The organism is Pararhizobium sp. O133, assembly GCF_051669845.1.
Taxonomy (GTDB): Bacteria; Pseudomonadota; Alphaproteobacteria; order Rhizobiales; family Rhizobiaceae; genus Pararhizobium.
Window position 1 is genome coordinate 2319102 of sequence record NZ_CP196426.1, and the last position, 25798, is coordinate 2344899.

General features: G+C 61.4%; 21 protein-coding genes, 1 other RNA gene and 1 pseudogene. 15 read left to right on the plus strand and 8 right to left on the minus strand.

Annotation, left to right across the window (positions count from 1 at the left end; all coding sequences use genetic code 11):
* Positions 1 to 107 precede the first annotated feature (107 nt).
* Both ACST81_RS11085 and ACST81_RS11090 read right to left on the minus strand, forming a co-directional pair.
* Positions 108 to 2735, minus strand: a complete 2628-nt coding sequence (locus ACST81_RS11085) for an ATP-dependent helicase (protein WP_438747590.1) — start codon at positions 2733 to 2735, stop codon at positions 108 to 110.
* Positions 2736 to 2838: 103 nt separating this feature from the next.
* Entirely contained in the window at positions 2839 to 3249 is a 411-nt protein-coding gene (locus ACST81_RS11090; protein WP_438747592.1) for a carboxymuconolactone decarboxylase family protein, read from the minus strand.
* Between the two features lie 183 nt (positions 3250 to 3432).
* On the opposite strand from ACST81_RS11090, the gene ACST81_RS11095 reads away from it, so the two are divergent.
* The 4 genes from ACST81_RS11095 (at position 3433) to ACST81_RS11110 (ending at position 13716) form a co-directional block, all read left to right on the plus strand.
* The gene (locus tag ACST81_RS11095; protein WP_438747594.1) at positions 3433 to 4671 is read left to right on the plus strand and encodes an efflux RND transporter periplasmic adaptor subunit; all 1239 of its coding nucleotides are present in this window, start codon (positions 3433 to 3435) and stop codon (positions 4669 to 4671) included.
* A complete protein-coding gene (locus ACST81_RS11100) occupies positions 4668 to 7808 on the plus strand; it encodes an efflux RND transporter permease subunit (RefSeq protein WP_438747596.1) in 3141 nt (1046 codons plus the stop codon). Before ACST81_RS11095 ends, ACST81_RS11100 begins: the two co-directional genes overlap by 4 nt.
* 489 nt (positions 7809 to 8297) lie before the next feature.
* A complete protein-coding gene (locus ACST81_RS11105) occupies positions 8298 to 9707 on the plus strand; it encodes an FAD-binding oxidoreductase (RefSeq protein WP_438747598.1) in 1410 nt (469 codons plus the stop codon).
* Positions 9708 to 9930: 223 nt separating this feature from the next.
* Complete coding sequence (locus tag ACST81_RS11110; RefSeq protein WP_438753511.1) at positions 9931 to 13716, plus strand: AsmA family protein; 3786 nt, start codon at positions 9931 to 9933, stop codon at positions 13714 to 13716.
* A gap of 65 nt (positions 13717 to 13781) precedes the next feature.
* Here ACST81_RS11110 and ACST81_RS11115 read toward each other — a convergent pair whose 3' ends face one another.
* From ACST81_RS11115 to ssrA, 4 genes are all read right to left on the minus strand, one after another.
* Positions 13782 to 14003: a ribbon-helix-helix domain-containing protein gene (locus tag ACST81_RS11115; protein ID WP_438747599.1), complete on the minus strand. Its 222-nt coding sequence runs from the start codon at positions 14001 to 14003 to the stop codon at positions 13782 to 13784.
* 105 nt (positions 14004 to 14108) lie between these two features.
* Positions 14109 to 14315, minus strand: coding sequence for a DUF4169 family protein (locus ACST81_RS11120; protein WP_438747601.1), 207 nt, complete (start codon positions 14313 to 14315; stop codon positions 14109 to 14111).
* A 23-nt stretch (positions 14316 to 14338) separates the two neighbouring features.
* On the minus strand, positions 14339 to 14857 hold the full coding sequence (locus tag ACST81_RS11125; RefSeq protein ID WP_438753513.1) for an SspB family protein: 519 nt from the start codon (positions 14855 to 14857) through the stop codon (positions 14339 to 14341).
* Between the two features lie 163 nt (positions 14858 to 15020).
* Positions 15021 to 15386: a transfer-messenger RNA gene (gene ssrA, locus ACST81_RS11130) on the minus strand.
* 134 nt (positions 15387 to 15520) lie between these two features.
* Here ssrA and ACST81_RS11135 point away from each other — a divergent pair.
* The 10 genes and pseudogenes from ACST81_RS11135 to ACST81_RS11180 all read left to right on the plus strand — a co-directional run bounded on the left by ACST81_RS11135 (position 15521) and on the right by ACST81_RS11180 (position 23391).
* Positions 15521 to 16272: pseudogene (locus tag ACST81_RS11135) on the plus strand (IS5 family transposase).
* Between the two features lie 112 nt (positions 16273 to 16384).
* On the plus strand, positions 16385 to 16693 hold the full coding sequence (locus ACST81_RS11140) for a DUF2853 family protein (protein WP_438747603.1): 309 nt from the start codon (positions 16385 to 16387) through the stop codon (positions 16691 to 16693).
* Positions 16694 to 16934: 241 nt separating this feature from the next.
* Positions 16935 to 17729: a thymidylate synthase gene (locus ACST81_RS11145; RefSeq protein WP_438747605.1), complete on the plus strand. Its 795-nt coding sequence runs from the start codon at positions 16935 to 16937 to the stop codon at positions 17727 to 17729.
* A gap of 54 nt (positions 17730 to 17783) precedes the next feature.
* On the plus strand, positions 17784 to 18389 hold the full coding sequence (locus ACST81_RS11150; protein ID WP_438747607.1) for a glutathione S-transferase family protein: 606 nt from the start codon (positions 17784 to 17786) through the stop codon (positions 18387 to 18389).
* The gene (locus tag ACST81_RS11155) at positions 18382 to 18897 is read left to right on the plus strand and encodes a dihydrofolate reductase (protein WP_438747610.1); all 516 of its coding nucleotides are present in this window, start codon (positions 18382 to 18384) and stop codon (positions 18895 to 18897) included. The genes ACST81_RS11150 and ACST81_RS11155 overlap by 8 nt, the downstream gene beginning before the upstream one ends.
* A 149-nt stretch (positions 18898 to 19046) precedes the next feature.
* Positions 19047 to 20168 carry an FtsH protease activity modulator HflK gene (hflK, locus tag ACST81_RS11160; protein WP_438747613.1) on the plus strand — a complete coding sequence of 374 codons (1122 nt, stop codon included), beginning with the start codon at positions 19047 to 19049 and terminating at the stop codon, positions 20166 to 20168.
* Positions 20168 to 21085: a protease modulator HflC gene (gene hflC, locus ACST81_RS11165; RefSeq protein ID WP_438747615.1), complete on the plus strand. Its 918-nt coding sequence runs from the start codon at positions 20168 to 20170 to the stop codon at positions 21083 to 21085. The genes hflK and hflC overlap by 1 nt, the downstream gene beginning before the upstream one ends.
* A gap of 8 nt (positions 21086 to 21093) precedes the next feature.
* Positions 21094 to 21279 (plus strand): DUF2065 domain-containing protein, encoded by a 186-nt coding sequence (locus ACST81_RS11170; RefSeq protein ID WP_438747617.1) that lies wholly within the window; start codon positions 21094 to 21096, stop codon positions 21277 to 21279.
* A gap of 3 nt (positions 21280 to 21282) precedes the next feature.
* A complete protein-coding gene (locus tag ACST81_RS11175; protein ID WP_438747618.1) occupies positions 21283 to 21669 on the plus strand; it encodes an ACT domain-containing protein in 387 nt (128 codons plus the stop codon).
* A gap of 195 nt (positions 21670 to 21864) precedes the next feature.
* Positions 21865 to 23391, plus strand: a complete 1527-nt coding sequence (locus tag ACST81_RS11180) for a DegQ family serine endoprotease (RefSeq protein WP_438747620.1) — start codon at positions 21865 to 21867, stop codon at positions 23389 to 23391.
* Positions 23392 to 23444: 53 nt separating this feature from the next.
* Here the strand turns inward: ACST81_RS11180 and ACST81_RS11185 are convergent, their stop codons facing one another.
* Together ACST81_RS11185 and serB are read right to left on the minus strand one after the other, a co-directional pair.
* Entirely contained in the window at positions 23445 to 24002 is a 558-nt protein-coding gene (locus ACST81_RS11185; protein WP_438747623.1) for a GNAT family N-acetyltransferase, read from the minus strand.
* A complete protein-coding gene (gene serB, locus ACST81_RS11190; RefSeq protein ID WP_438747624.1) occupies positions 23999 to 24886 on the minus strand; it encodes a phosphoserine phosphatase SerB in 888 nt (295 codons plus the stop codon). Before serB ends, ACST81_RS11185 begins: the two co-directional genes overlap by 4 nt.
* 1 nt (position 24887) lies before the next feature.
* Between serB and miaA the strand changes: the two genes are divergently transcribed.
* Positions 24888 to 25790 (plus strand): tRNA (adenosine(37)-N6)-dimethylallyltransferase MiaA, encoded by a 903-nt coding sequence (miaA, locus tag ACST81_RS11195; protein ID WP_438753515.1) that lies wholly within the window; start codon positions 24888 to 24890, stop codon positions 25788 to 25790.
* Positions 25791 to 25798 lie beyond the last annotated feature (8 nt).

Genomic DNA, 25798 nt, shown 5'->3' on the forward strand with positions numbered 1-25798 from the left:
CCGCAGTGCGACATTCCCTGCAAGGAATATAGTGTTTGCGCAAGGCCAGAGCGCTATTTAAGATGCCAAGCGTGTAAAAAAGAACGCATATGGCGATTTGGCGCCCCTCAAACCCGCGCCACAAACCCGTCCAGCACCCGCTTCTGCCCGGCGCGATCAAAATCGATCGTCAGCTTGTTGCCCTCGATACCAGCGATATTGCCATTCCCGAACTTGATGTGAAACACCCTGTCGCCGATCGCGAATTTCGAGGGTTCGTCGATTTTTGATTTGGCGACGAGTTCGCCGTCGATGGTTCGGGCTTTCGGGCCTGATTCGCCGTAGCCGATGCGTTCGATCGAGACGCCGGAGCGGTTGCCCCAGTTGTCGCGGGTGGCGTCGGTCTTGTTGGCCTGAGCGCGTTTCCAGCCGGGGGTGGAATAGGTGTTGGCGAAGGGTTCCTGCTTGTCGAAGCGGGACTGGCCGTAGCCGCCGCGATTGTAGCCGCCATAGGACTGTTCGGCTTCCGACACTTCGACATGGGTAACCGGCAGTTCATCGAGAAAGCGCGAGGGGAGCGTCGATTGCCAAAGGCCGTGGATGCGGCGGTTGGAGACGAACCAGATATGGCAGCGGCGCTTGGCGCGCGTCAGGCCGACATAGGCGAGGCGGCGCTCTTCCTCGAGACCGGCACGGCCGCCTTCGTCCAGCGCGCGCTGATGCGGAAACAGGCCTTCCTCCCAGCCGGGCAGGAAGACGGTCTCGAATTCCAGGCCCTTGGCCGAATGCAGCGTCATGATCGAGACGGCGTCGAGGTTTTCGTTGGTCTCGGCGTCCATGACCAGCGCGATATGTTCGAGGAAGCCGCGCATGCTTTCGAACTGTTCCATCGAGCGGATCAGTTCCTTCAGGTTTTCCAGCCGTCCCGGCGCTTCCGCCGACTTGTCGTTCTTCCACATGTCGGTATAGCCGGACTCCTCAAGGATGGTCTCGGCGAGTTCGGTATGCGGGGTGGTTTCGAGCAGGCCCTGCCAGCGCTGGAACATGGTGACGACGTCGAACAGCGACTTGCGCGGCTTGGCCTTCAGCTCGTCGGTTTCGATCATGTCGGCGGTCGCGGCCAGCATGGGCACGTCGCGCTTGCGGGCATAGTCATGCAGGGCGCGCACCGTGGTGTCGCCCAGGCCGCGCTTCGGCGTATTGACGATGCGCTCGAAGGCGAGGTCGTCGGCCGGCTGGCAGACGAGGCGGAAATAGGCGAGCGCGTCGCGGATTTCCATGCGCTCGTAGAAGCGCGGGCCGCCAATGACGCGGTAGTTGAGGCCGAGCGTGACGAAACGGTCTTCGAACTCGCGCATCTGGAACGAGGCGCGCACCAGGATCGCCATGTCGTTGAGATTGTGCTTGTTGCGCTGGAGGCTTTCGATTTCCTCGCCGACGGCGCGGGCTTCCTCTTCCGAATCCCAGGCGGCGTGGACCTGCACCTTTTCGTCGTCGGGATCGACACGGTCGGTGAACAGCGTCTTGCCGAGGCGGCCCTCGTTGTGGGCGATCAGGTGGCCGGCAGCACCCAGAATATGCTCGGTGGAGCGGTAGTTGCGCTCCAGCTTGATCACCTTGGCGCCGGGGAAATCCTTTTCGAAGCGCAGGATATTGTCCACCTCCGCGCCGCGCCAGCCATAGATCGACTGGTCGTCGTCGCCGACGCAGCAAATGTTGACGGAGGCCTTGTCGTTTCTGGACGAAGACCCCTCCCCAACCCCTCCCCACAAGGGGGAGGGGCTAGGCTGCGGCGCGCTCTCGTTCCATTGCGGACCTTGCTCAGAGGGCGGAGGGGAAAGCCCCTCCCCCTTGTGGGGAGGGGTTGGGGAGGGGTTCTTTTTAACCGGCCGCTGCGCCAGAAGCCGCAGCCACATATACTGCGCGGTGTTGGTGTCCTGATATTCATCGACGAGGATATAGCGGAACTTGTCGTGGTATTCGCGCAAAACATCCGGGTGCGCGCGGAACATGCGGATCGGATGCAGGAGCAGATCGCCGAAGTCGCAGGCGTTCAGCGTCGTCAGCCGGGCCTGGTAGGCGGCGTAGAGTTCGCGGCCCTTTCCGTTGGCAAAGGAGCGGGCGTCGCCCTCGGGGATTTCGGCGGGGCCGAGGCCCTTGTTCTTCCAGCCGTCGATCATCTGGGCGAACTGCTTGGCCGGCCAGCGCTTGTCGTCGATGCCTTCCGCCTGGATCAACTGCTTGATGAGGCGCACGACATCGTCGGTATCGAGGATGGTGAAGGAGGATTTCAGCCCGACCAGTTCGGCATGGCGGCGCAAGAGCTTGACGCCGATCGAGTGGAACGTGCCCATCCAGGGCATGCCCTCGACCGCGCCGCCGACGAGAACGCCGACGCGTTCCTTCATCTCGCGCGCCGCCTTGTTGGTGAAGGTGACGGCGAGGATCTGGCTGGGGAAGGCCTTTGCCGAGGCGAGGATATGGGCGATGCGGGTGGTCAGCACGCGGGTCTTGCCGGTGCCGGCACCCGCGAGCACGAGGACGGGACCATCGAGGGTTTCCACCGCGTCACGCTGCTCCGGGTTCAGGCCGGAGAGATAATCGGGCGCACGATGCTGGTCACGGGCCGCCATGGCGCGGGCCGCGATGCCGCCGGAAACAGGCGCAGGCGGCGTGGGCTGGTGGCTGGACCCGCGCGCAGGACGCGGCGCGGGCTCCTCGTCGAAGAAGGGAATATCGTCAAAACCATTGCTCATGCGGCTCAATGTAGTGATTCGGAGCCGAAAGGCCAGAATTCCGTTCTGCTTTTATTCCGCAATGTCCAGCTTCTTCACCGTTACCGTCGCCATTTAGCCGCGATCAGGGCCGATGATCGGCGTCGAAGACGGGATCGACGGGAAGCTGCAGCGCCGTCGCCAGCTGGTTGGTCTTGGCGGCGAGCGAGATGACGCGCAGGAGATCGGCATGCTGCTCGGCGCTCATGCCCTTGGCTTTTGCGGCTGCCGTATGCGAATGGGCGCAGTAGGTGCAGCCATTGGTGACGGAGACGGCGATATAGAGCATCTCCTTGACGAGCGGATCGAGCGCCGAGGGCGTCGCCATCACCGCCTTGACCTCGGTCCAGGTGCTTTCGAGGAGCGCGGGATCAAACGCGAGGTAATGCCACATATTGTTGATGAAATCGGATTTGCGCGTCGCGCGGATGTCGTCGAAGACGGCCTTGACCCTCGGATCGGATTCGGGGTCGGTGTTTCGGGCGATGGTGCTCATGGAATCTCCTTATGGTCAGGGCCAGCTCTGAAGCCGCATATTGGCCAAAACCGTTCTATTACAAATACGTAATGATGGCATTCTAGGATTGCTTGCAGTGCAGCAAGAAGAGATAGTTGCAGAAAATAACGAGCCCGTGCGCCGTTTTGGCCGGGAAGACGTCTTATCAATTTGGAGTTCTGCATGCGGCTTTGGAAGCAGCTTTTGATCTGCCTGGTTATTCTTCTCGTCGGCCTCGGCGTCTGGGTCCATTTCGTGCCGGGCGCGGATACGATGCTGGCCAAGGCCGGCGTGCCGCCGAGGCTGATCGCGCTTATGGCCAAACCTGCTGGCGAGGCCAAGGACGGCGGCGGACAGGAGCAGGCTCAGGGCCAGGGCAGGGGACAGGGTCGTAACCAGGGCGGCGGCGGTGGTGGAGCACCGCTGGTCGTCACCCAGCCGGTCGATATCGCTGTCGTCAATGACCGGCTGAACGCGATCGGCAATGGCGCGGCGATTCTCTCGGTCAGCGTTACGCCGCTGGCGACCGGAAATCTCACCGAAATCCTTGTGAAATCCGGCGACAAGATCGAAAAGGGCCAGGTGATCGCCCGCCTCGACAGCGACGAGCAGGTGATATCAGCGGCTCAGGCCAAGGTCGCCGTCGACAGCGCCAAGGAAAAGGTCGAGCGCAACCGCAAGCTCGGTGACGCCGTTTCGGTCGCCGTGCTGCGCGATGCGGAATTTGCCATGCAGGCGGCGGAACTGGCGCTGAAGACCGCCGAACTCGACCTGAAGCGCCGCGATATCGTGTCCCCATCCGCCGGCATCGTCGGCATCATCACCGTCAATCCCGGCGATTACGTCACCACCTCGACGCCGATCGCTGTGGTCGATGACCGCACGCAGATTCTCGTCGATTTCTGGGTGCCGGAGCGCTTTTCCAACAAGATTTCCGTCGGTCAGGATGTCTCGGCGACGGCGATCGCCCTGCCCACCTCGGAACTGTCCGGTGTCATCGATTCCATCGACAACCGGGTCGATGCCGCAAGCCGGACGCTACGCGTGCGGGCGCGGATCGACAATCCCGACGATACGTTGCGCGCCGGCATGTCCTTCTCGGTCGAGGTGCGCTTTGCCGGCGACCAGTATCCGACCGTCAATCCGCTGGCCGTCCAATGGAGCGCCGATGGTTCTTATGTCTGGCGTGTTCAGGAGGAGAAGAGCCAGAAAGTGCCGGTCAAGATCATCCAGCGCAATTCCGACAAGGTGCTGGTCGATGCCGAACTCGCCAAGGGTGATGCCGTGGTGATGGAAGGCGTGCAGCGTCTGCGCGACGGCGGCGCGGTAAGGCTTGCCGAACAGCAGGAGCAGCGTCGCGACAGGAAGCCGGCCACTGAACCCACCGAGCAGAAGGTTTCCGAGGCGGAGACGGCGAAATGAGCGGCGATGCGCATCATTCCGGCGCCGGCCGCACTGCCGGCTTCACCGCATTGTTCATCCGCCGGCCGATCTTTGCGCTGGTGGTCAATACGCTGATCATCGTCGCCGGCTTGGCTGCGCTGAACGGCATCGAGATCCGCGAATTGCCGCAGGTCGATCGGCCCGTCGTTTCAGTCAACACGACGTTCGACGGCGCTTCTCCGGAAACGGTGGACCGCGAGCTGACCTCGGTGATCGAGGGCGCCGTATCACGCGTTCAGGGCATCAAGGATATTTCCTCGACCTCGCAATATGCCCAGAGCCGCGTCACGCTGCAATTTTCCGACACGACCGATATCGGCCAGGCGTCGAACGACATCCGCGACGCGCTCGGCCGGGTGAGGAACCAACTGCCGGAGGATGCCGACGAGCCGCGCATCGTCAAGGCCGATGCCGACAGCCAGCCGATCATGCGGCTGGCGCTGACCTCCGATACGCTGTCGATGGAAGACCTGACGCTGCTCGCCGAAAACGAGATCACCGACCGGCTGGCAGCCGTCGAGGGCGTCGCCGACGTCCAGATCAACGGCGACCAAGAGAAGATTTTTCGCATCGACATCAATCAGGGCAAGCTGGCTGGCCGAGGAATCACGATCGCCAATCTTCGCTCGGCGCTGGCAAGCGCCTCGCTCGATGTTCCGGCGGGTTCACTGACCAGCGTCAACCAGGATATTTCCGTTCGCGCCACGGCCGACCTGCAGACGCCCGAGCAGTTCGAAAACCTCATCCTGAGCGACAATGTGCGCCTCGGTGATATCGCGACTGTTACGCTTGGTCCAGATGTCGGCACGTCCTCGCTGCGCTCCGATGGCCGGCAGGGAATCGGTCTGGGCATCATTCGCCAGGCGCAGTCCAACACGCTCGACATTTCACGCGGCGTTGCCGACACGGTGGCGACCATCGCGGAAATCCTGCCGAAGGGAACGCAGCTGAAGGTCACCAGCGACGACGCGGTGTTCATCGACGGCGCCATTCACGAGGTCGAAATCGCGCTGGTCGCGTCTGTCGTCATCGTCACGCTCGTCATCTATCTCTTCCTGCTCGATTGGCGTGCAACGCTCATTCCGACGCTGACCATGCCGATCGCGCTGATCGGCACCTGTGCGGCCATCTATCTCGCCGGATTCTCGATCAATATCCTGACGCTGCTGGCGATCGTGCTGGCGACAGGGCTGGTGGTGGACGATGCCATCGTGGTGCTCGAAAATATCGTGCGACGGCGAAGCGAAGGCATGGGACCGCGCGCGGCCGCCGTGCTCGGAACGCTGGAAGTGTTCTTCGCCGTCATCGCCACGACCGCGACGCTGGCCGCCGTCTTCGTGCCTTTGTCCTTCCTTCCCGGCCAGACGGGCGGGCTTTTCCGCGAATTCGGTTTCGTACTGGCCTTTGCGATCCTGCTCTCGGCTTTCGTGTCGCTGACGCTGTGCCCGATGCTGGCCTCGCGTATGCTCAAACCCCATGACGAAGGGCATGGGCATACAGGTTTCATGGGCCGGATCGGTTATTTCGCTGCTGGATTCTATCGTCGAACGTTGCGCGCCTGCCTTAACACGCCGCTGGTCGTCTTCATGATCGCGGTCATGGTGACTGCGGCCGGTGCCGGCGCGTTCACGCTGCTGAAATCCGAGCTGACGCCGACGGAAGATCGCTCGCGCATCCTTCTGCGCATCCAGGCCCAGCAGGGTGTCTCGCTCGAATATACCCAGGAACAGATGCGCCGGGTCGAGGATGGATTGAAGCCGTTTGTCGAGAATGGCGAGATCGCCAATGTCTTCTCGATCTCCGGCCAGGGTGGTTCCGTCAATACCGGCTTCATGGTGTTGACGCTTGCTCCCTGGGCTGACCGGGAGCGGACGCAGCAGCAGATTTCGGCCGATATTGCCAAGATGGCCGCCAATATTCCCTCGATCCGGGCTTTCCCGCTGCAACCCAACAGCCTCGGCATCCGTGGCGCCGGCAACGGCCTGCAGGTGGCGCTGGTCGGCAATGACTATGGCAAGCTCGGCGATGCCGCCAGCAAGCTGGTTCGGCAAATGGAAGACAGCGGTCGTTTCGAGAATGTGCGTCTGAACTACGAGGCCAACCAGGCGCAGCTTTCCGTGACGATCGATCGCGAGCGGGCCTCCGATCTCGGTATCGACATTGTCGGGCTGTCGTCGGCGCTGCAGGCCATGCTGGATGGCAACAGCGTCCTCGATGTCTATGTCGAGGGCGAATCCTATCCGGTCAAGCTTCTGTCGACCACCAACCCGGTCAACGATCCGACCGACCTTCAAAACATCTTCCTCAAGACCGGCGACGGCAAGATCGTGCCGATGTCGACCATTGCCAGTGTCGAGGAAAAGGCCGTCGCGCCGCAATTGTCGCGGGAATCGCAGCTCCGGTCCGTGTCGCTTTCTGCGGGCCTGACCTCCGATATCGCCCTCGGAGACGCCCTGTCCATGGTCGAGCAGATGGCCGAGCCGCTTCTGCCGCCGGGGTCGCGCGTCGTACCGCTCGCTGAAGCCGCGACGCTGAACGAGAACGCCAATGGCCTGTTTATCACCTTCGGCTTCGCCATCGTCATCATCTTCCTGGTGCTGGCGGCGCAGTTCGAGAGCCTGATCAGCGGCCTGATCATCATGTCGACCGTGCCGCTGGGGTTGGCCTGCGCCGTCTTCGCCATGCTGCTGACCGGCAATACGCTCAATATCTATAGCCAGATCGGGCTGGTGCTGCTGGTCGGGATCATGGCGAAGAACGGCATCCTGATCGTCGAATTCGCCAATCAGTTGCGCGATCGCGGCGAGGATCTGCGCTCGGCGATCGAGAATGCCGCCAATATCCGTCTGCGTCCGGTGATGATGACGATGATCGCCACCATTGTCGGGGCGGTGCCGCTGGTGCTGGCGAGCGGTGCCGGCGCCGAGGCCCGCGTGGCGCTCGGCTGGGTGCTGGTCGGCGGTCTCGGGCTTGCGACCGTCGTAACGCTGTACCTGACCCCGGTCGCCTATCTCGTCATCGCGCGCTTCACCAAGCCGCATGTCGACGAGGAGCGACGCCTGCAGCGCGAGATGCAGCATGCCGAGACGCTGCAATTGGCTGAGGCGGCTGAGTAGGGCAGGGTGTGGGCGACAGCTTTCGGCCGGCTGAGGATGCTGACAAATGCCGAAGCCGGTTATTTGACGGAAGCCATACTCTACTCTCCGTCATACTCGCCCTTGTGGCGGGTATCCAGTGACCCGACGTCCGTCGGGTCCAAAGGCTCTTTCAGCTCAAGGACTTGAGCTGGCTGGATTCCTGTGACGAGCACAGGATGACGGAGGGAATGGTGGCCGCAGAATGTTCCAGGCGACCTTCAAGGGGGCCAGAAAGTGACTTTGACAGCAGTCTGGGCCGGCCGATCATCCATCAGCCGGCCTTTTGCAGTCTGTGGAAATTGTAGCGATTTCTGCCCTGTGTCCGGACTGTCTCACTGTGTCACAATTCTTTGCTAAACCCCGCATGTTACCGGTGAGGTTCTGGACAAAGTGATTCCGATTTGCACAGTAGCGCATTGAAATCTAAGAATTTCCGCGATGCGCAACGCGGCGGTTCGGGGAGGGTAGATGGCGTTGAAAGCGATTAAAACTGGTGTTCGCAACGAAACGGGCATTGCCGCCGCATTGCCGCTGCTGAGCGCTCGTTTCGGCGCTCGTTTCCAGACCGGCGAGGCCATTCGCGCCCAGCATGCACATACGACGACCTATATTCCAGCGCAGTTGCCGGACGCCGTCGTCTTTCCCGACAATGCCGCCGAGGTCGAGGCCATCGTCGCCATCGCTTCCGAACATGGCGTGCCGTTGATTCCCTTCGGAACGGGCTCCTCGCTCGAGGGGCATATCAACGCGCCGCATGGCGGCATCAGCGTCGATATGAGCCGGATGGACAAGGTGCTCGAAGTCAATGCGTCGGATTTCGACTGCACGGTACAGCCCGGCATCACGCGCGAAGCCCTGAACGTCTATCTGCGCGATACCGGCCTGTTCTTTCCGATCGATCCCGGCGCCAATGCCTCGATTGGCGGCATGACGTCGACGCGTGCCTCGGGCACGAACGCGGTGCGCTATGGCACGATGAAGGACAATGTGCTGGCCGTCACCGCCGTGACGGCTGGGGGCAAGGAAATCCGCACGGCTCATCGCGCCAAGAAATCATCGGCGGGCTATGATCTTACCCGTCTGTTCGTCGGGGCGGAAGGCACGCTCGGTATCCTCACCTCGATCACGCTTCGGCTGCAGGGCATTCCGGAAGTGATCGCCGGCGGCGTCTGTTCGTTTCCCTCGATCGGTGACGCCTGCAACACGGTGATCCTGACCATCCAGTCCGGCATTCCGGTGGCGCGGATCGAATTGCTCGATGCGCTTCAGATGCGGGCGAGCAACGCCTATTCGGGACTGTCGTTTCCAGAGGCGCCGGCTTTGTTCGTCGAGTTTCACGGCAGCGCGGAAAGCGTCGCGCTGCAATCGAAGCAGTTTGCAGAGATTGCGGCGGAGTTCGGCAGCTCCGAATTTCGCTGGACGGCCAATACCGAGGAGCGCAATGCGCTGTGGAAGGCGCGGCACAATGCCTATTGGGCACAGAAGAGCCTGGCGCCGGGGCTTGCCATTCTCTCTACCGATGTCTGCGTGCCGATCTCGCGGCTTGCCGATTGCGTCGAGGCGACGCAGGAGGACGTTCTTGCCAACGGCTTGATCGCGCCGATCGTCGGCCATGCCGGCGACGGGAACTTTCATGTCGGGCTGTTGTTTGATGACAAGGACGATGCCGATATCGCAAAAGCCGAGGCCTTCGTTGCCCGCCTGAACGAGCGCGCGCTGGCGATGGACGGCACCTGCACCGGCGAGCACGGTATCGGCCAGGGAAAGATGCCGTTTCTGGAGGCCGAGCTCGGCGATGCGCTGGATCTGATGCGGCAGGTAAAGCGATCGATCGATCCCGGCAACATCTTCAATCCCGGCAAGATTTTTGCCAGGTGAAAACGGCGTTCGGGTGCTACTGCATAATTCCTTAAATCGGAATCGATTTAAGGATAAGATTATGCAGCATATTAAAAGTGTTACAGCGACCTTTGCGCGTCATATTTGACGCGCGGCGCTGTAAGGAGTTGTGGCTGTCTGTCGGCACGCTGTGTGCGGCAGAGACATGGGATAGGACTGATAACTGGTGCTTTCGCGAATTCTGGCTTTCATCGGTGGTCTTATGGTCGTGGCGCTGTTTGCCGCGCTGATCGCACCGATGTTCGTGGACTGGACCGATTTTCGCAAGGATTTCGAGCGCGAGGCGAGCCGCATCATGGGCAAGCCCGTGGTCGTCCACGGCAGCGTCGACGCAAAGCTGATCCCATTTCCCTCGGTAACCCTCAACGATGTCCGGGTCGGGCAGTCGGAGACCGGCGAGCCGCTGATCCAGGTCGAGCATTTCTCGATGGACGCCGAACTGGCGCCTTTCCTCTCCGGTGAAGCGCTGATCTTCGACATGCGGCTGGAACAGCCGAAGGCGAAAATCCGGCTGCTGCCGGACGGCACGCTCGATTGGGCGAGGGGCCGCAAGGCCTCGATTCCCGCCAAGAACGTCGTCCTGGAAAATGTCGCGATCACGGGTGGCCAGATCGATTTCATCGACGAGCAGACGGGGCGGACGCGCCGCGTCACCGGGCTAGAAGCAGATCTGTCCGCGCGCTCTTTGGGTGGTCCGTGGAAGATCGACGGGCGCGCAGCGCTCGATGGCGAAGCCGGCAGTTTTTCGTTTGCCAGTGGTGAGCCTGACGATACCGGGACGCTTGGCCTGCGTTCTCGGCTGACGCCCGACAAGCGCCCCTTCGGCGTAGAGCTGGACGGCGAGCTGAAAATCGTCGATTTCAAGCCCGTCTATCAGGGCAATTTCACGCTGACCGAAAACCGGCCTGCGGAAGCGCAGAAGGCGCAGGATCAGCAGTCGTCCGCCCCGCGTGTGACCGGCACCTTCGAACTGACCAACGAACGCATTCGGGTTCCCGAATTCCGGATGGAGATCGGCCCGAGGGACGACCCCTATCTCGTCACCGGAGAAGCGACGCTCGACACCGGCAAGGAACAGGAATTCCTGCTTCTCGCGGATGGCCAGCAGATCGATGTCAGCCGTATCGGCAATGCCGGCGAGGCGGGGAAGACGGGGCGTGATCCGGCCATTTCCGTGCGCCAGCGGCTTGCCGCGATGATGGCGATCGCCGCCGATATCCCGATCCCGCAGGTGCCGGGTCGCGCCAGCCTGAAACTGCCGGCGATCGTCATCGGCGACACGACCGTGCGGGAGGTCCGGCTCGATCTGCGGCCCGACAAGGCCGGATGGATGATCGACAACGCCGTCGCGCAATTGCCGGGGCGCACGCAGTTCGAGGCGAAGGGCCGGCTGCAACTCAGTGGCCAGCGGGCGTTTCGCGGTGAAATGCTTGTCGCCTCCAACCAGCCGTCGGGCTTGGCGACCTGGCTGGCGGGCTCTGTCGATCCGGCGATCCGCAAGCTGAAGACCGCCGGCTTCTCGGCAACCGTCAATCTCACCGATACCTTGCAGCAATTCGAACGGCTGGAAGTGGCGGCCGGCCCCGCCGTGCTGCGTGGGCGCATTGAGCGGCAGGCATTGGACGGCGCGCCGCCCAGTCTATCGCTGCAGCTGAAGGGCAACCGGATCGATCTGGAGGCGCTCAGGGCGCTCGCCGGACTGGTGGCGGGTGATGCCTCGAATGAAACCGTTCTGGCGCACACCATTGCCGCCGATCTGTCAGCGGAACAATTCTCCGCCTTTGACGAGGACGCCAGCGATGTCCAGCTGGTGGCGACGCTGAAGAATGGCCAGCTGCAGGCCGAGCGCGTTTCGATCGGCAATCTGGCGGGTGCGCAGCTCGCCTTGTCGGGCCGCATGAGCGGCGAGATCTCCGCGCCGGTGATCTCGGCCAAGATGAAGCTCGCCTCTCCGGACCTGACGCCATTTCTCCAGATGATCGAGCGTCATGCTGCGGCCCATCCAGCGCTGGAACGGCTTGTCCGCAGTGGTCCCTACTACACCGACGCAGCACTTGACCTGACGCTGTCGACCGGCAGCCAGGACGGCAAGGCGCCGGTGACCTTCGGGATCATCGGCACGGCGAACGGCACGCGGATCGCCGCCAACTATCAGGCTCCCAATGTCGGACAGGCCTTGAGCGGGCAGGGCATTTTGCTCGAGGCGACACTCGAAAACCCCTCGACGCCGATCCTGCTCGGGCAGGTAGGCTTCGATCCCTTGCCGTTCGACGCCGATGCCAACGCGCTGCTCTCGGTCAAGCTGCAGGGCACGGACGACCAGAAGGCCAATGCCGGGCTGACCTTGACGACGGAACACACGTCGTTCTCGGCCAGCGGCGATGTCGATCTGTCGCGCGATGCGTTCCTCTCCGGTCAGACGAAGATCAATCTTGAAAGCCAGGATTTCGAACCTTTCCTGCTTTTGCAGGGCATCGGCCTGCCGCAGATGGGAACGGGCCTGCCGCTTGCGTTCAAGGCCGATGTCGCGACCACAGCGGATGCCGTGACCCTGTCGGGCATCGAAGGCAAGGCCGACGGCAACGCCTTTTCCGGGAGCTTCGCGCTTGACCGCAAGGCACCGGGCAAGGCGAAGGGGCAGATCGCGCTCGACACGCTCGATATGGGCTGGATCGGCGAGGGTATTCTCGGCGGCGTGCAGGACGGTGCGACCGGTGATCTGTCGTCGGCGCCGGTGGTGCAGCCGGCCTGGTCCGGTTTCGACGTTGCCGTGGATGTAACGGCGAAGCGGTTCTGGCCGGGCGTCTATGGCGCGATCTCGGATATGACCGGCAAGCTTTTCTGGAAGGGTGACCAGATCGAACTCAGTTCGCTCACCGGCGGCTGGCTGGGCGGCAAGGCGGAAGGGCGTTTACTGCTTGGCAATGGCGATGGGTCCGGATTCTTCCAGACGAAACTCGACCTCAAGGATGGTGATCTTGCCGCAGCGACCTGGAAGTCCGGCGGTACGGCCGTCGCGGAAGGGCGCTTCGACCTGTCGCTGTCGATGGAAGCGTCCGGCAAGACGGCACGCGCCATGGCCGAATCGACCAGCGGGTCCGGCACTGCGACGCTGCGAGATGTGACGGTTCACGGCCTGAATACAGCGGCACTGCCGGACCTGATGGCCGCCGCTGACAGTCTTGAGGGCGATATCACGCCTGATGTGGTGCAGCCCTTCGCCGTGAAAAATATTCTGTCCGGCAAGACGGTGCTTGGAACGGTTTCCGTTCCTTTCTCGATTGCTGGCGGTACGCTACGGGCGCAGAACGTGACAGCGGCCGACGATGCGGCGGGTCTATCCGGCAATCTGGAGATCAGCTTTCCCGACGAGCGTATGACTGGAGGCATCGATGTCGATTTCCGTCCGGGCGAAGAGGCACTGACCGGTGCAGGGGCCCAGGTGAGCCTCAATTATGCGGGGCTGCTGCAATCGCCGGGCATGACGCTCGATGCGACCGACCTGTCGAATTTTCTGTCACTGCGGGCCTTCGAGCGGGAACGCCGCCGCGTCGAGGCGCTGCAGGCCAATGTGCTGGAAAAGCAGCGTCTGCGCCGCGAGGTGGCGCTCTACAAGGCCAATGCCGTCGAGCGAGAGGCAGCGCGTCTGCGGGCCGAGGAGGAGCGGCGGCGCCGCGACCTCGCAGCCAAAGAAGCTGCGCGCCTGAAGGCGGAAGCCGAGGCCAATGCCGCGGCCGAGCAGAAGGCGGCGGAGGAGGCTGCCGCTGCGGAGAAAGCGGCTGCGGAAGCAAAGGCGGCGGCCGAGGCAGCACGCAAGTCAGAGGAAGAAAAGAGCCTCACCATCCAGCCGTTCGATCCGTCTCAGGGCGTAGTCCGTGGTGAAAACCTATCGGCGCCGCAAGGCGGTGGAGAGGGTGGGCACCAGCAGGATATCGTGCCCAACCGGCCGCTGAATTTTGACGTTCTTCCCGGTGTCACGCCGCAATAAGGGCTGATCTCAGGATTGCGCTGCGCGTTGAAGACCCGGAGCGGCGGCCAAGCGTTCCTGTTGCGTCAGCCGCGATTCTTTTCTGCTTTGATCCATTCAAGCACATACATCCGTAGCGCTGATGAGAGATTGCTGTCGGCCGAACGGCTATCGTCGACCTCCGCGATCAATTGCGCGAGCGCCATGTCGCGGGCGGTGGCGATCGATTTCAGTTCGATCCAGAAGGGTTCTTCCAGCGTGAAGCTGGTGCGGTGGCCGTGGAGCGTCGCGGAATGCTTACGGATCATCGAGTGGCCTCAGAAACTGAATCGACTGTCTGCCGGATTGATTCCGGTTTCGCGCTCAAGATCTTGATTTCAGGAGGAATTGCGAGAGGTGAGGATACGGCACCGTCAGCGTTCGTCGCCGGTGTCATGGCCCGCCGTTTCGCGCCGGCCCTGATCGAGCGACTTTTCGGCCTTGTCGTTCAACGCCTTGGTCAGTTGCTTCTCGGTCTTGGTCCGGCCGAACGAGATGCGGTTCTGCTCGGCGACCTTGTCCTTCTCCGTCCGCGCCTTCTGCTTGCGGAACTGACGGAGATTGACGACATCGCCGGTCATGACGGGTATCCTTGAGGCTGGCTTCAGTTCTTCTTGCGGAAGGAATCGAGCGAGACGACCGAGCCGCCTTCCTTCTTGCCGTCGTCGCCGGTCTTGGCTTCGGTTTCCGCTTCCGTGGGCTTCTCGACGGCGGTGATCGGGTAGGCGGTGATCTCGGCACCTTCGCTTTCTTCTTCCTCTGCGGCCGCAACATCGAACTCGAGTTCGAAATTGACCGACGGGTCATAGAAGCCGCGAATGGCGTTGAAGGGGATGACGAGCTTTTCCGGGGTGTCGGAGAAGGAAAGGCCGATTTCGAATAGCGTTTCCGTGACCTTAAGGTCCCAGAACTGGTGCTGCACGACGATGGTCATCTGTTCGGCATATTTTGCCTTCAGGTGCTGCGAGATGCGCACGCCCGGGGCGCCGGTGAGGAATGTGATGAAGAAATGATGATCACCGGGCAGGGCACCTGTCGCTGCGACTTCAATCAGAACCTTGCGAATGACGCCGCGAAGGGCGTCCTGCGCGAGAATGTCGTAGCGGATATGGTCTTGGCCCATAAGATCCCCGTCTTTCTTGTCACTCAACTCTGTTACTCTTATGCCATCGGCTCTGTATGCAGGAAAGGCCTGATATACGAGTCATTTGCATCATCTATAGACCATTTCAAGGCATTGGAGAATGACAAACGACGGAACATGCCGGCAAGGTAAAGGGGAGGGAAGTGGAGGTTTCTGTTGCCAGGTACCTCCGAACCCCGCCTAAAGGTGCGACCCCTTAGGACTTGATTTGAAGTGTCACACTGCGATTAAGCAGCGAGACGAGCTTCCGCATAGTTGTCGTTTGCAACTACAATTTTAGCCCGATAACGGTGGTACAATGCCGAGCAAAAAGTCGATCTTTACACCCTTGTCGATCCTATTTCGCCCCCATCAAAAGCCGGTCGGTACGTCATTTCGACCGGTTTTTGGTGGAGGCGCCGGGTACCGCCCCCGGGTCCAATAGGCTTATTTCATCGCCTGTTTATCGCCATAGCCGTCCGAAGACGGCAACTGTCATATAGGTGTTTCGATCTCCCAAGAAAAGAGCCTTTTCAAAAATTGGTCATATGCCTGTTGTCCGCCGAGACCTAGGGCGTGTCGTCAGTTGAGTTGTTTCGGGCTTGAGATTCCCAAATCAACTTTGATGTGATTCATAGCAGACCGGCTATTGGAGGGCTGGTTATGGCACGTCGTTATGGATTGCGGGACGATCAGTGGGATCGGATCAAGGACCTTCTGCCTGGGCGTGAAGGTCATGTTGGGGGTACGGCGGCGGATAATCGCCTGTTCGTGGAAGCGGTGCTTTATCGATACCGCGCCGGGATACCTTGGCGCGATCTTCCCGAGCGGTTCGGAGACTGGAAGAATGTCCACAGGCGGCTTCGGCGATGGTGCGAAAGCGGCGTCTTCGAGCGTATTTTCAAACACTTGGCTGCCGACCACGACAACGAGTACATGATGCTGGATTCTACCATCGTGCGCGCCCACCAGCATAGTGCCGGCGCGCAAAAAGGGGGTGCCAGGCGATCGGTCGATCCCGAGGCGGATTGACGACAAAGATTCATGTGATCGTCGATGCGCTCGGCAATCCGGTGGCGATATCCCTAACTCCGGGCCAAGCATCAGACCTTGCGCAGGCCGAGCCTCTTCTGGAAGCGGTTGATCCCCAAGCCTTCCTTGCGGACAAAGCCTATGACGCCGACGCGCTTATCGACCATCTCAAAGAACGACATATCAACCCGGTGATTCCACCAAAAGCCAATCGCATCAAGCCGAGGTCAACAGACTTCGCGCTTTATTGCGAGCGCAATCTCATTGAGCGTTTCTTCAATAATCTCAAGCAGTTCAGAGCCATTGCAACGCGATACGACAAGCTTGCCAACACTTTTCTCGGAGCCGTTCAGTTCATCGCTGCCTTCATTTCACTCAACTGACGACACGCCCTAATTCGCCTTGACTTGCTCGTCCGGCGTGAAAAAACTCTGGTTGCGCACCATTCATCAGGAACGGCGCGCGGAACAGACCCAAACCGTGTGAGGAGACACCATGACGGATTATCTCGCAGATGTTCAGAAATACGACAGCGGCGCCGATGAGGCGGTCGTGAACAAGATCGTCAAATATCTTGGGATCGCGCTGCGCAACCGGGACTCCTCGCTGGTTTCCGCGTCCGACAAGACCGAACTTGACCGGGTCAAGGAAAAGTGGTGCGGCAAGAAGCTCGGCGTCACCGGCGAGGATGCCGACGCGGCCGTTGAAGCCGCTGCCAAGACGATGGCCGGGGACCGGTCGAAGTCACGCGTGACCTTCTACTACCTGGTGGCCAAGCATCTCGACAAGCTGGCGACGATCTAGGATCCACCGATATTCCACCCATGCCGGCTTGCAAAATGGCGCTTTCCCGTGCTTCCGGTACTCACGTACCTTTAAGGACGCTCAAGCTCCGGATCCCGGAAATCACCATTTTCGACTCGGCCTGAGCGGAATGGCGATTGGTCCTAAAGCCATATCAAGCCTGGGGACATGCGGGATTTACGGATTGGTTCGCCGCCGACTTGCGCCTATTTTACCGCTCAAACGAATCGGCGGCGGACCCATGAAACAGTATCTCGACCTCTTGCGGCATGTGATGGAGACCGGGTCCGATCGCGGCGACCGCACGGGCACCGGCACGCGCTCGGTGTTCGGCTACCAGATGCGCTTCGATCTGGCCGAGGGGTTTCCGGTCCTGACGACCAAGAAGCTGCATCTGCGCTCGATCATCCACGAACTTCTCTGGTTTCTGAAAGGCGATACGAACATCGCCTATCTCAAGCAGAACGGCGTCAATATCTGGGACGAATGGGCCGACGAGAATGGCGACCTCGGGCCGGTCTATGGCTATCAGTGGCGGTCCTGGCCGACCCATGACGGGCGCCACCTCGACCAGATCGTCAATCTCGTCGAGGGCTTGAAGACCAATCCGAATTCGCGCCGCCACATCGTATCGGCCTGGAACCCGGCATTGGTGGACGAAATGGCGCTGCCGCCCTGCCACTGTCTGTTCCAGTTCTATGTCGCCGACGGCAAGCTCTCCTGCCAGCTCTACCAGCGCTCCGCCGACATCTTCCTCGGCGTGCCCTTCAATATCGCATCCTACGCGCTTTTAACGCTGATGGTGGCACAGGTGACCGGGCTGAAGCCGGGTGATTTCATCCATACGTTCGGTGATGCGCATATCTACAAGAATCATTTCGAACAGGCGCGCCAGCAACTGGGCCGTTCGCCAAAGGCCTTGCCGAAAATGGTCTTGAACCCGCAGGTGAAGGATCTGTTTTCCTTTAAGTTCGAAGACTTTGAGCTGGTCGGCTACGAAGCTGATTCACATATCAAGGCGCCGGTTTCGGTGTAAGCTTCGGGCGCAGCGGAGATCGGGCCCTGTGCTTGACCGGTTAGAGAGGACTGCATGCTGACACTCATTCACGCGCCGATGTCGCGATCGGGTCGCATGGTCTGGCTCCTGGAGGAACTGGGTGTCCAATACGATATCCGCTACGTTTCGATCCGCCGCAGGGATGGCTCCGGTGCGCCCGACGACGACAACCCGCATCCCCACAAGCAGGTGCCGGCGCTGCTGCACGACAAGGCGCTGATCACCGAATCGACCGCGATCACGCTCTACCTGAGCGACCTGTTTCCAAAATCGGATATGGGGCGGCCGCAGGGTGATGCTGGGCGCGGTGCCTATCTCTCCTGGCTTGCCTATTATGCCGGAGTGATCGAGCCGACGGGCACCGCCTTCATCAGCGGGATGACGCAGAGCAATCCGAACCTTGAAAAGGGCTATCGAGACATGTGCCGGCATGTCACCGGCACGCTGGAGCGGCAACCCTATCTGCTCGGCGACAGGATCAGCGCGGTCGATCTTCTGCTCGGCGGCGCGCTGGCCTGGATGCGCAGGCTGCTGCCGGAAAGCGTTGCAGTCGACCGTTATGTGCAAACGCTCACCGCCCGCCCGGCGCTTGTCCGCGCCCGCGAGATCGACAGCAAGCCGGATGGATTTCATGACTGACGCGAAAATCACCATCGTTGTCGCCGTTGCCGAAAACGGTGTCATCGGGCGCGAAGGCGGCCTGCCATGGCATCTGCCGACCGATCTCAAGCGCTTCAAGGCGCTGACGCTGGGCAAGCCCGTGATCATGGGCCGCAAGACCTGGGCTTCGATCGGCCGTCCGCTGCCGGGGCGGCCTAATATCGTCATCAGCCGCGATCCGGACTTTCGGGCCGAGGGCGCAACGAGCGTGATCTCGCTGGACGAGGCGATCCTGCTCGGCAGGCAACAGGCGAAGGCCCTTGGGGTCGACGAAATCTGCATCATCGGCGGCGGCGAGATTTACCGGCAGGCTATCCGGGTGACGGACATCCTCCATGTCACCGAGGTTGGCGCCACCGTCGATGGCGATACGCGTTTTCCGGGCATTGATCGGCTTGTGTTCGAAAAGAGCTTTTCCGAACCGCTGCCGCAGGGCGAAAAGGATAGCCACTCCATGCATTTTGCGACCTGGCGTCGCAAAAACTGAATCGCGTCAACTATTTTGCCGGATTTACGGTGAAGTTGGATGCGCCGCGTTGAAAGCATCCCGCCAGATACCTATAACGAGTTCACATCTCGGCCTGCGGCGCGTTCGCGGGTGCCTGATCTCGGAATTTTTCTATGGAAGAGGTATGAATGCCCTGGAGCAATCAGAACGGCGGCGGCGGTGGTCCTTGGGGGGGCGGCGGTGGCGGCGGCGGAAATAAAGGCCCCTGGGGTCAAGGACCGAACCGCCCACGCGGCGGCGGCGGCGGCCGTGGCAACGGCGGCCCGCCGGATCTGGAGGAAATCTTCCGCCGTGGGCAGGATCAACTCAAAGGCGTCGTTCCCGGTGGTTTCAATGGCGGTGTCGCCGTCATCATCGGCCTGCTGCTGATCGGCTTTGTCCTGATCAACTCGATCTACACGGTTCAGCCTGACGAGCGTGGCGTCGAGATGCGCTTCGGCAAGCCGAAGGACGAAGTGTCCATGCCGGGGCTTCATTACCATTTCTGGCCGCTGGAAACGGTCGAACTGGTCAAGATCACCGAGCAGCAGCAGAATATCGGCTCGAAGTCGGGCGTCGGCGACCAGTCCGCAGCCGGCCTGATGCTGTCGGGCGACCAGAATATCGTCAACGTGCAGTTTTCCGTGCTGTTCTCCGTGACCGATGCCAAGGCCTATCTGTTCAACGTCGAAAATCCTGCCGATACCCTGCAGCGTGTGTCCGAAAGCGCCATGCGCGAAGTCGTTGGCCGCCGGCCGGCGCAGGATATTTTCCGCGACAATCGCCAGGCGATCGCAGCCGACGTGAAGACCACGATCCAGGCGACGATGGACACCTATGGTGCCGGTATCTCCATCAATACGGTAGCGATCGAGGATGCGGCTCCGCCGCGCGAAGTGGCCGATGCCTTCGACGAGGTGCAGCGCGCCGAACAGGATGAAGACCGGTTCGTCGAGGAAGCCAACCAATACGCCAACCAGGTACTCGGCAAGGCGCGCGGCCAGTCCGCGCAGATTCGCGAAGAAGCGACTGCCTACAAGGACCGTGTCGTCAAGGAAGCGCAGGGTGAGGCGCAACGCTTCATCTCCGTCTACGATGCCTATGCCAAGGCACCTGACGTGACCCGCAAGCGGCTCTATCTGGAAACGATGCAGGGCGTTCTCGGCAAGTCGAAGAAGATCATTCTCGACGAGAAGAACGGCCAGGGCGTGCTGCCCTACCTGCCGCTGAATGAAATCGTCAAGCCCGCGACGTCGGGAGGGGCCCAGTAATGAACAATCGTCTTCCCTATATCCTGATCGGCCTGGCCCTCGTGCTGATGGCGGTCTATTCGTCCGTCTTCATCGTCAATCAGCGCCAGCAGGCGATCGTCGTGCGCTTCGGCCAGATCAAGGACGTCAAGACCGAGCCGGGCCTCTACTTCAAGCTGCCGTTCGCCTTCATGGATGCAGACCGCGTCCAGTATGTCGAAAAGCAGGCACTGCGCTTTGACCTCGACAATATCCGCGTCCAGGTCTCCGGCGGCAAGTTCTATGAAGTCGATGCGTTCGTGGTCTACAAGATTAGTGATGCCCGCCGCTTCCGCCAGACCGTCTCGGGCGACCGCGAATCGGCGGAATCACGTCTTCGCACGCGTCTCGATGCGTCGCTTCGCCGAGTTTACGGTTTGCGAGGCTTCGAATCGGCGCTGTCCGAAGAGCGGGCTTCAATGATGCGCGAAGTCCGCGCCGACCTGAAGGGCGACGCGGAATCGCTCGGCCTCAATATCGAGGACGTCCGCATTCGCCGTACCGACCTGACACAGGAAGTATCGCAGCAGACCTATGAACGGATGAAGGCCGAGCGTCTTGCCGAAGCCGAACTGATCCGCGCCCGCGGCAACGAAAAGGGCCAGACCCGCCGCGCCATCGCCGATCGTCAGGTCGTCGAGTTCGTAGCGGAGGCCCAGCGCGATTCGGAAATCCTGCGAGGCGAGGGTGAAGCTGAACGGACAGCCGTTTTTGCCGATGCTTTTGCCCGCGATCCGAAGTTCTTCGAGTTCTATCGCTCGATGGCGGCTTACGGCGCGGCGATCGCCAGCCCGGAAACGACGTTGGTCCTGTCGCCTGATTCGGAATTCTTCCGTTACTTCAACAACTCGGATGGGGCTGCTGTTCCGTCCGTCACCCAGCCGGCGACAGGAAACTGATCGAGACAATGGGTGATTTTCTGACAGGAATTGCTTTTTTCCTGATCATTGAGGGGCTGGTGTACGCACTGGCCCCTTTGCTTTTGGTGGAACTGGCGAAGCGATTGCCTGATATTCCTGAGCAACAGTTGCGGCTGTTCGGCCTTGCTTCCATCGCTGTTGGCGTCGTATTGGTCTGGCTCGTGCGAGGGTAGGACATGACACATAAATTGCTCATTCGTCTGGTGGATGCCGAATATGCGATCACCCGGCTCAATATCGGGTCGCAACTTCCGGAGTGGCTGCCGGGGGCGGGATTCTGGACCGTATCCAGTTCGCGCGAGGAAATGACGCTTGTCTGCCGGGCGGCGCGCATTCCTTCCGGCGTCCAGTCCTCGGGCGGCTGGCGGTGCTTCCGCATCGAGCAGCACTTCAATTTCGAGGTCCCGGGCGTGCTGGCATCGGTGCTCAACCCGCTATCGGACGCCGGCGTCGGCATCTTCGCCAATTCGACGTTCAGCACCGATTACGTCTTCATCATCGGATCCGACCTCGACAAGGCCGTGGCAGCCCTAAAGGCGCATGGTCACGAGATCATGACCTGAGGCGCTCGGCGTCCAGCAGACATTCGTGCTGACGAAAAGATGACTGGACGCGTCCCAAATCCGCCTTATCTTCGCATAGATTCTACGCCATACCGGGCAGCGGAAATTCCTATGTGTGCAGTGCCCGGATAGGCGTCTGCGCCATCTGATGAAGACCTTGCTGCCATCCCGGCATGCCATTTCCGAGAGGACCCCATGGGCTTGTCCATCCGCGCTTCCTTCGTCCGATCCGTCACGCTGGCGGCAAGCGCCGCGCTGGTTCTCAATGCATGGCCGGTGGTCGCCGTCGCTCAGACGAAGCCGCCGGTCATGACGCAGCAGGGACCGGAATCGGTCGCCGATCTCGCGGCCGGCCTTCTCGACGCCGTCGTCAACATCTCGACGTCGCAGAACATCAAGAACGACGACCAGACACCCATGCCGCAGGTGCCGGACGGTTCACCGTTCCAGCAGTTCTTCGACGAATACTTCAAGGGGCAGGGCGGAGAAGGCAGCAATCGCCAGCGCACGGTGGATTCGCTCGGCTCCGGCTTCGTCATCGATCCCTCGGGCGTCATCGTCACCAACAATCACGTGATCGAGGGTGCCGACGACATCGAAGTCAATTTCGCCAATGGCTCCAAGCTGAAGGCAAAGCTGATCGGCACCGATACCAAGACCGATCTCGCCGTCCTCAAGGTCGAGCCGAAAAAGCCGCTGACGGCGGTGCCGCTCGGTGATTCCCGCACGATGCGCATCGGCGACTGGGTGATGGCGATCGGCAACCCGTTCGGCCTTGGCGGCACGGTGACGGTCGGCATCATTTCGGCACGCGGCCGCAATATCAATGCGGGTCCTTACGACAATTTCATTCAGACCGACGCTGCGATCAACAAGGGCAATTCCGGCGGTCCGCTGTTCAACATGAAGGGCGAAGTCATCGGCATCAACACGGCGATCATTTCGCCGAGCGGCGGCTCGATCGGTATCGGCTTCTCGGTGCCGACCGAACTCGCTGCCAATGTCATCAACCAGCTCCGCGAGTTCGGTGAAACCCATCGCGGCTGGCTCGGTGTGCGCATCCAACCGGTGACGAGTGACATTGCCGAAAGCCTGAAAATGGAAACGCCGAAGGGCGCCCTGGTCGCCGGCATCATCAAGGGCGGGCCTGTCGATGGTGGGGACATCAAGACCGGCGACGTGATCATCAAGTTCGATGGCCGCGACGTGGTCGAGATGCGCGACCTGCCGCGTGTCGTTGCCGAAAGCCCGGTCGGCAAGGCCGTCGATGTGGTCGTCGTTCGCGACGGCAAGGAGCTGACCGTCAAGGTGACGCTTGGTCGTCTGGAGGACGGCGACAATGCCGCCGAGGCGGGACAGAGCCCACAGGGCGAGGAAGAGGGTACGGATCAGGCCGAACCACCGGCCGCTGAACTGCCGCCATCCGATGTGGTTCTCGGCATGAAGCTCGCGGTTCTCGACGCCGCCGCCCGCAAGACCTATGGCATTGCCGACGATGTCGAAGGCGTCGTCATCACCGACGTCGACCCGCAATCGGCCGCAGCCGAGCGCCGGATCGCGGCTGGCGACGTGATCGCCGAAATTGGCCAGGAAGCGATGGAGACGCCGGAAGACGTTTCGGCCCGTGTCGAAAAGCTGAAGGCGGATGGCCGCCGCAATGCGCTGCTGATGATTGCCAACAAGACCGGCGAACTCCGGTTCGTTACCGTTCGGATCGAATAGGCTTCTGCATGATTCGCGGTGTGGATTCGAGAGGTGGGCCGAAAGGTCCGCCTTTATCGTTCCTGCCAGTCCTTGCGGCTCAGCGCGTAAAGAACGTGACGCTTGAGATGGGGCAGGGTGTCGGGCACGCGGGGATGATCGAAATCGCGGTTCGGATCGCGCCGCATGCCGAGCCGTTGCATCACGGCCGTCGAGCGGCTGTTCTGCTCCACGGCGAAAGAGACGATTTCGGCAAGCCCACATGTCTCGAAGCCGTGTCGCAGCATGGCTTGGGACGCCTCCGTAACATAGCCCTTTTGCCAGAAGCGAATCGCCAGCCGCCAGCCGATCTCGATGGTGCCGTCGGGAAGATGTGGCTCGAGATCGGTCAATGCCAAACCGAGGAACCCGATCGGTTCGTCGGTGTCGCGCAGTGCCAGCGCGAAGAAGCCCAGACCGGTATCGGCGATGCGGCGCCGGATCTCGTCCATCAAAGCGTCGGATTCTGCACGCGTGCGACGGCGGGGGAAGAATTCCATGACTTTCGGGTCGGCGTTGATTTCGGCAAACAGCGGCCGGTCGGTCTTCCGCCAGTTGCGCACACGCAGCCGTTCTGTCTCGACGATGATCACCGGACGAAGTCCGTCTTCCGGTATCCCTGAATATAAAGAAGCGCTGTCAGATCGGCATGGTCGATACGGATCTTGACTTGTGAGGAGACGACCGGCTTTGCGTGCAGCGCGACGCCGGCGCCGGCCAGATGCAGCATGCCGAGGTCGTTGGCGCCGTCACCGACAGCCATGGCCTCGCTGGTGGAGATGCCGAGCCGTGTCGTGATATCGACGAGCGCATCGACCTTGGCCTGCTTGCCGAGGATCGGCTCGGCGACCGTACCGCTCAGCACGCCGTCCTTTTCGATGAGGATGTTCGCCCGGTTTTCGTGGAAGCCGAGCGTTGCCGCGATCGGCCCCGTGAAGACGGTGAAGCCGCCGGAAACCAGCGCCGTGTAATAGCCCTTGACCTTCATCGTGGCGATAAGTTCGAGGCCACCGGGGGTCAGGGTAATCCGCTTGGCAATCACGTCGCCGACGACGCTGAGCGGCAGGCCCTTGAGCAGGGCGACCCGTTCGATCAATGCCGGCTCGAAGGCGATCTCGCCGTTCATGGCGCGCGCGGTGATGGATGCGACCTGATCTTTCAGCCCGACTTCGGCGGCGAGTTCGTCGATGCATTCCTGGCCGATCATGGTGGAATCCATGTCGGCGATCAGCAGTTTCTTGCGCCGCGTCTCGGCGTTCTGGACGACGATGTCTACCGGCGCGTCACCGACCACGCCGCGCAGCAGCGCTTCCTGCCAGTCCGGATTGGCGCCGTCTTTCAGCGCGATATCGCAGGCAACCCCATCAGCCAGCCAGTAGAGGCCGGACGCATCGACCGCAGCGGCTGCTTCCTCGGCGAGTGCCGGTGAAAGGACGGGATTTGACGGATTGGCTACAAGCGTGGCAACGAAGGCCATGATGAAAAACCTTGAGATTGGACAGGACGCCATCCTGATAACCGGGCCGACCGCCAGCGGCAAGTCCGCTCTCGCGGTCGATTTGGCCAAGTGTAACAATGGCGTGGTCATCAATGCCGACAGCATGCAGGTCTACGATACGCTGCATGTGCTGACCGCCCGCCCGTCCAGCGCGGAGATGCAAGGCGTTCCCCATCATCTCTACGGCCATGTCCCGGCCTCGCAGCATTATTCGACCGGCGAATGGTTTCGTGATGCGACCGATCTTCTGGCGCGGGTGCGCGGCGAGGGACGGGTGCCCGTCTTCGTCGGCGGCACGGGGCTGTATTTCAAAGCCTTGACTGGCGGCCTGTCGGACATGCCGGCGATTCCGGCTGCGATCCGTGATGATGTTAGGCGACGACTGCAGGACGAAGGGGCGGAGGGGCTGCATGCGGTTCTGACAGCCAAGGATCCCGGCATGGCTGAGACGCTGCGCCCGGGCGACGGACAACGCATTGCCCGGGCACTGGAAATTTTCGAGGCCACCGGGCAATCCATCCGTCATTTTCAGGCGCAGCAGGGGCCGGTGGCGATCGATTCCGACCGTGCCATGAAGGTCGTCGTGCTGCCGGAGCGCGACCTCTTACGTCAAAGGATCAATGGCCGTTTCGCCAGTATGCTCGACACCGGCGCGGTCGAGGAAGTCGAGGCGCTGCTTGCCCTGAACCTAAAGCCGGAAATGCCGGCGATGAAGGCGATCGGCGTGCCGCAGATCGCGGCGATGCTGGCGGGAACCATGCGCAGAGACGAGGTCATCGAAACTGCCTCGGCCGCGACCCGCCAATATGCCAAACGGCAGATGACGTGGTTCCGCAATCAGCTGGACGACAGCTGGCAGCGCTGGGATCCGCAATCCGCCTGATCGGCCAC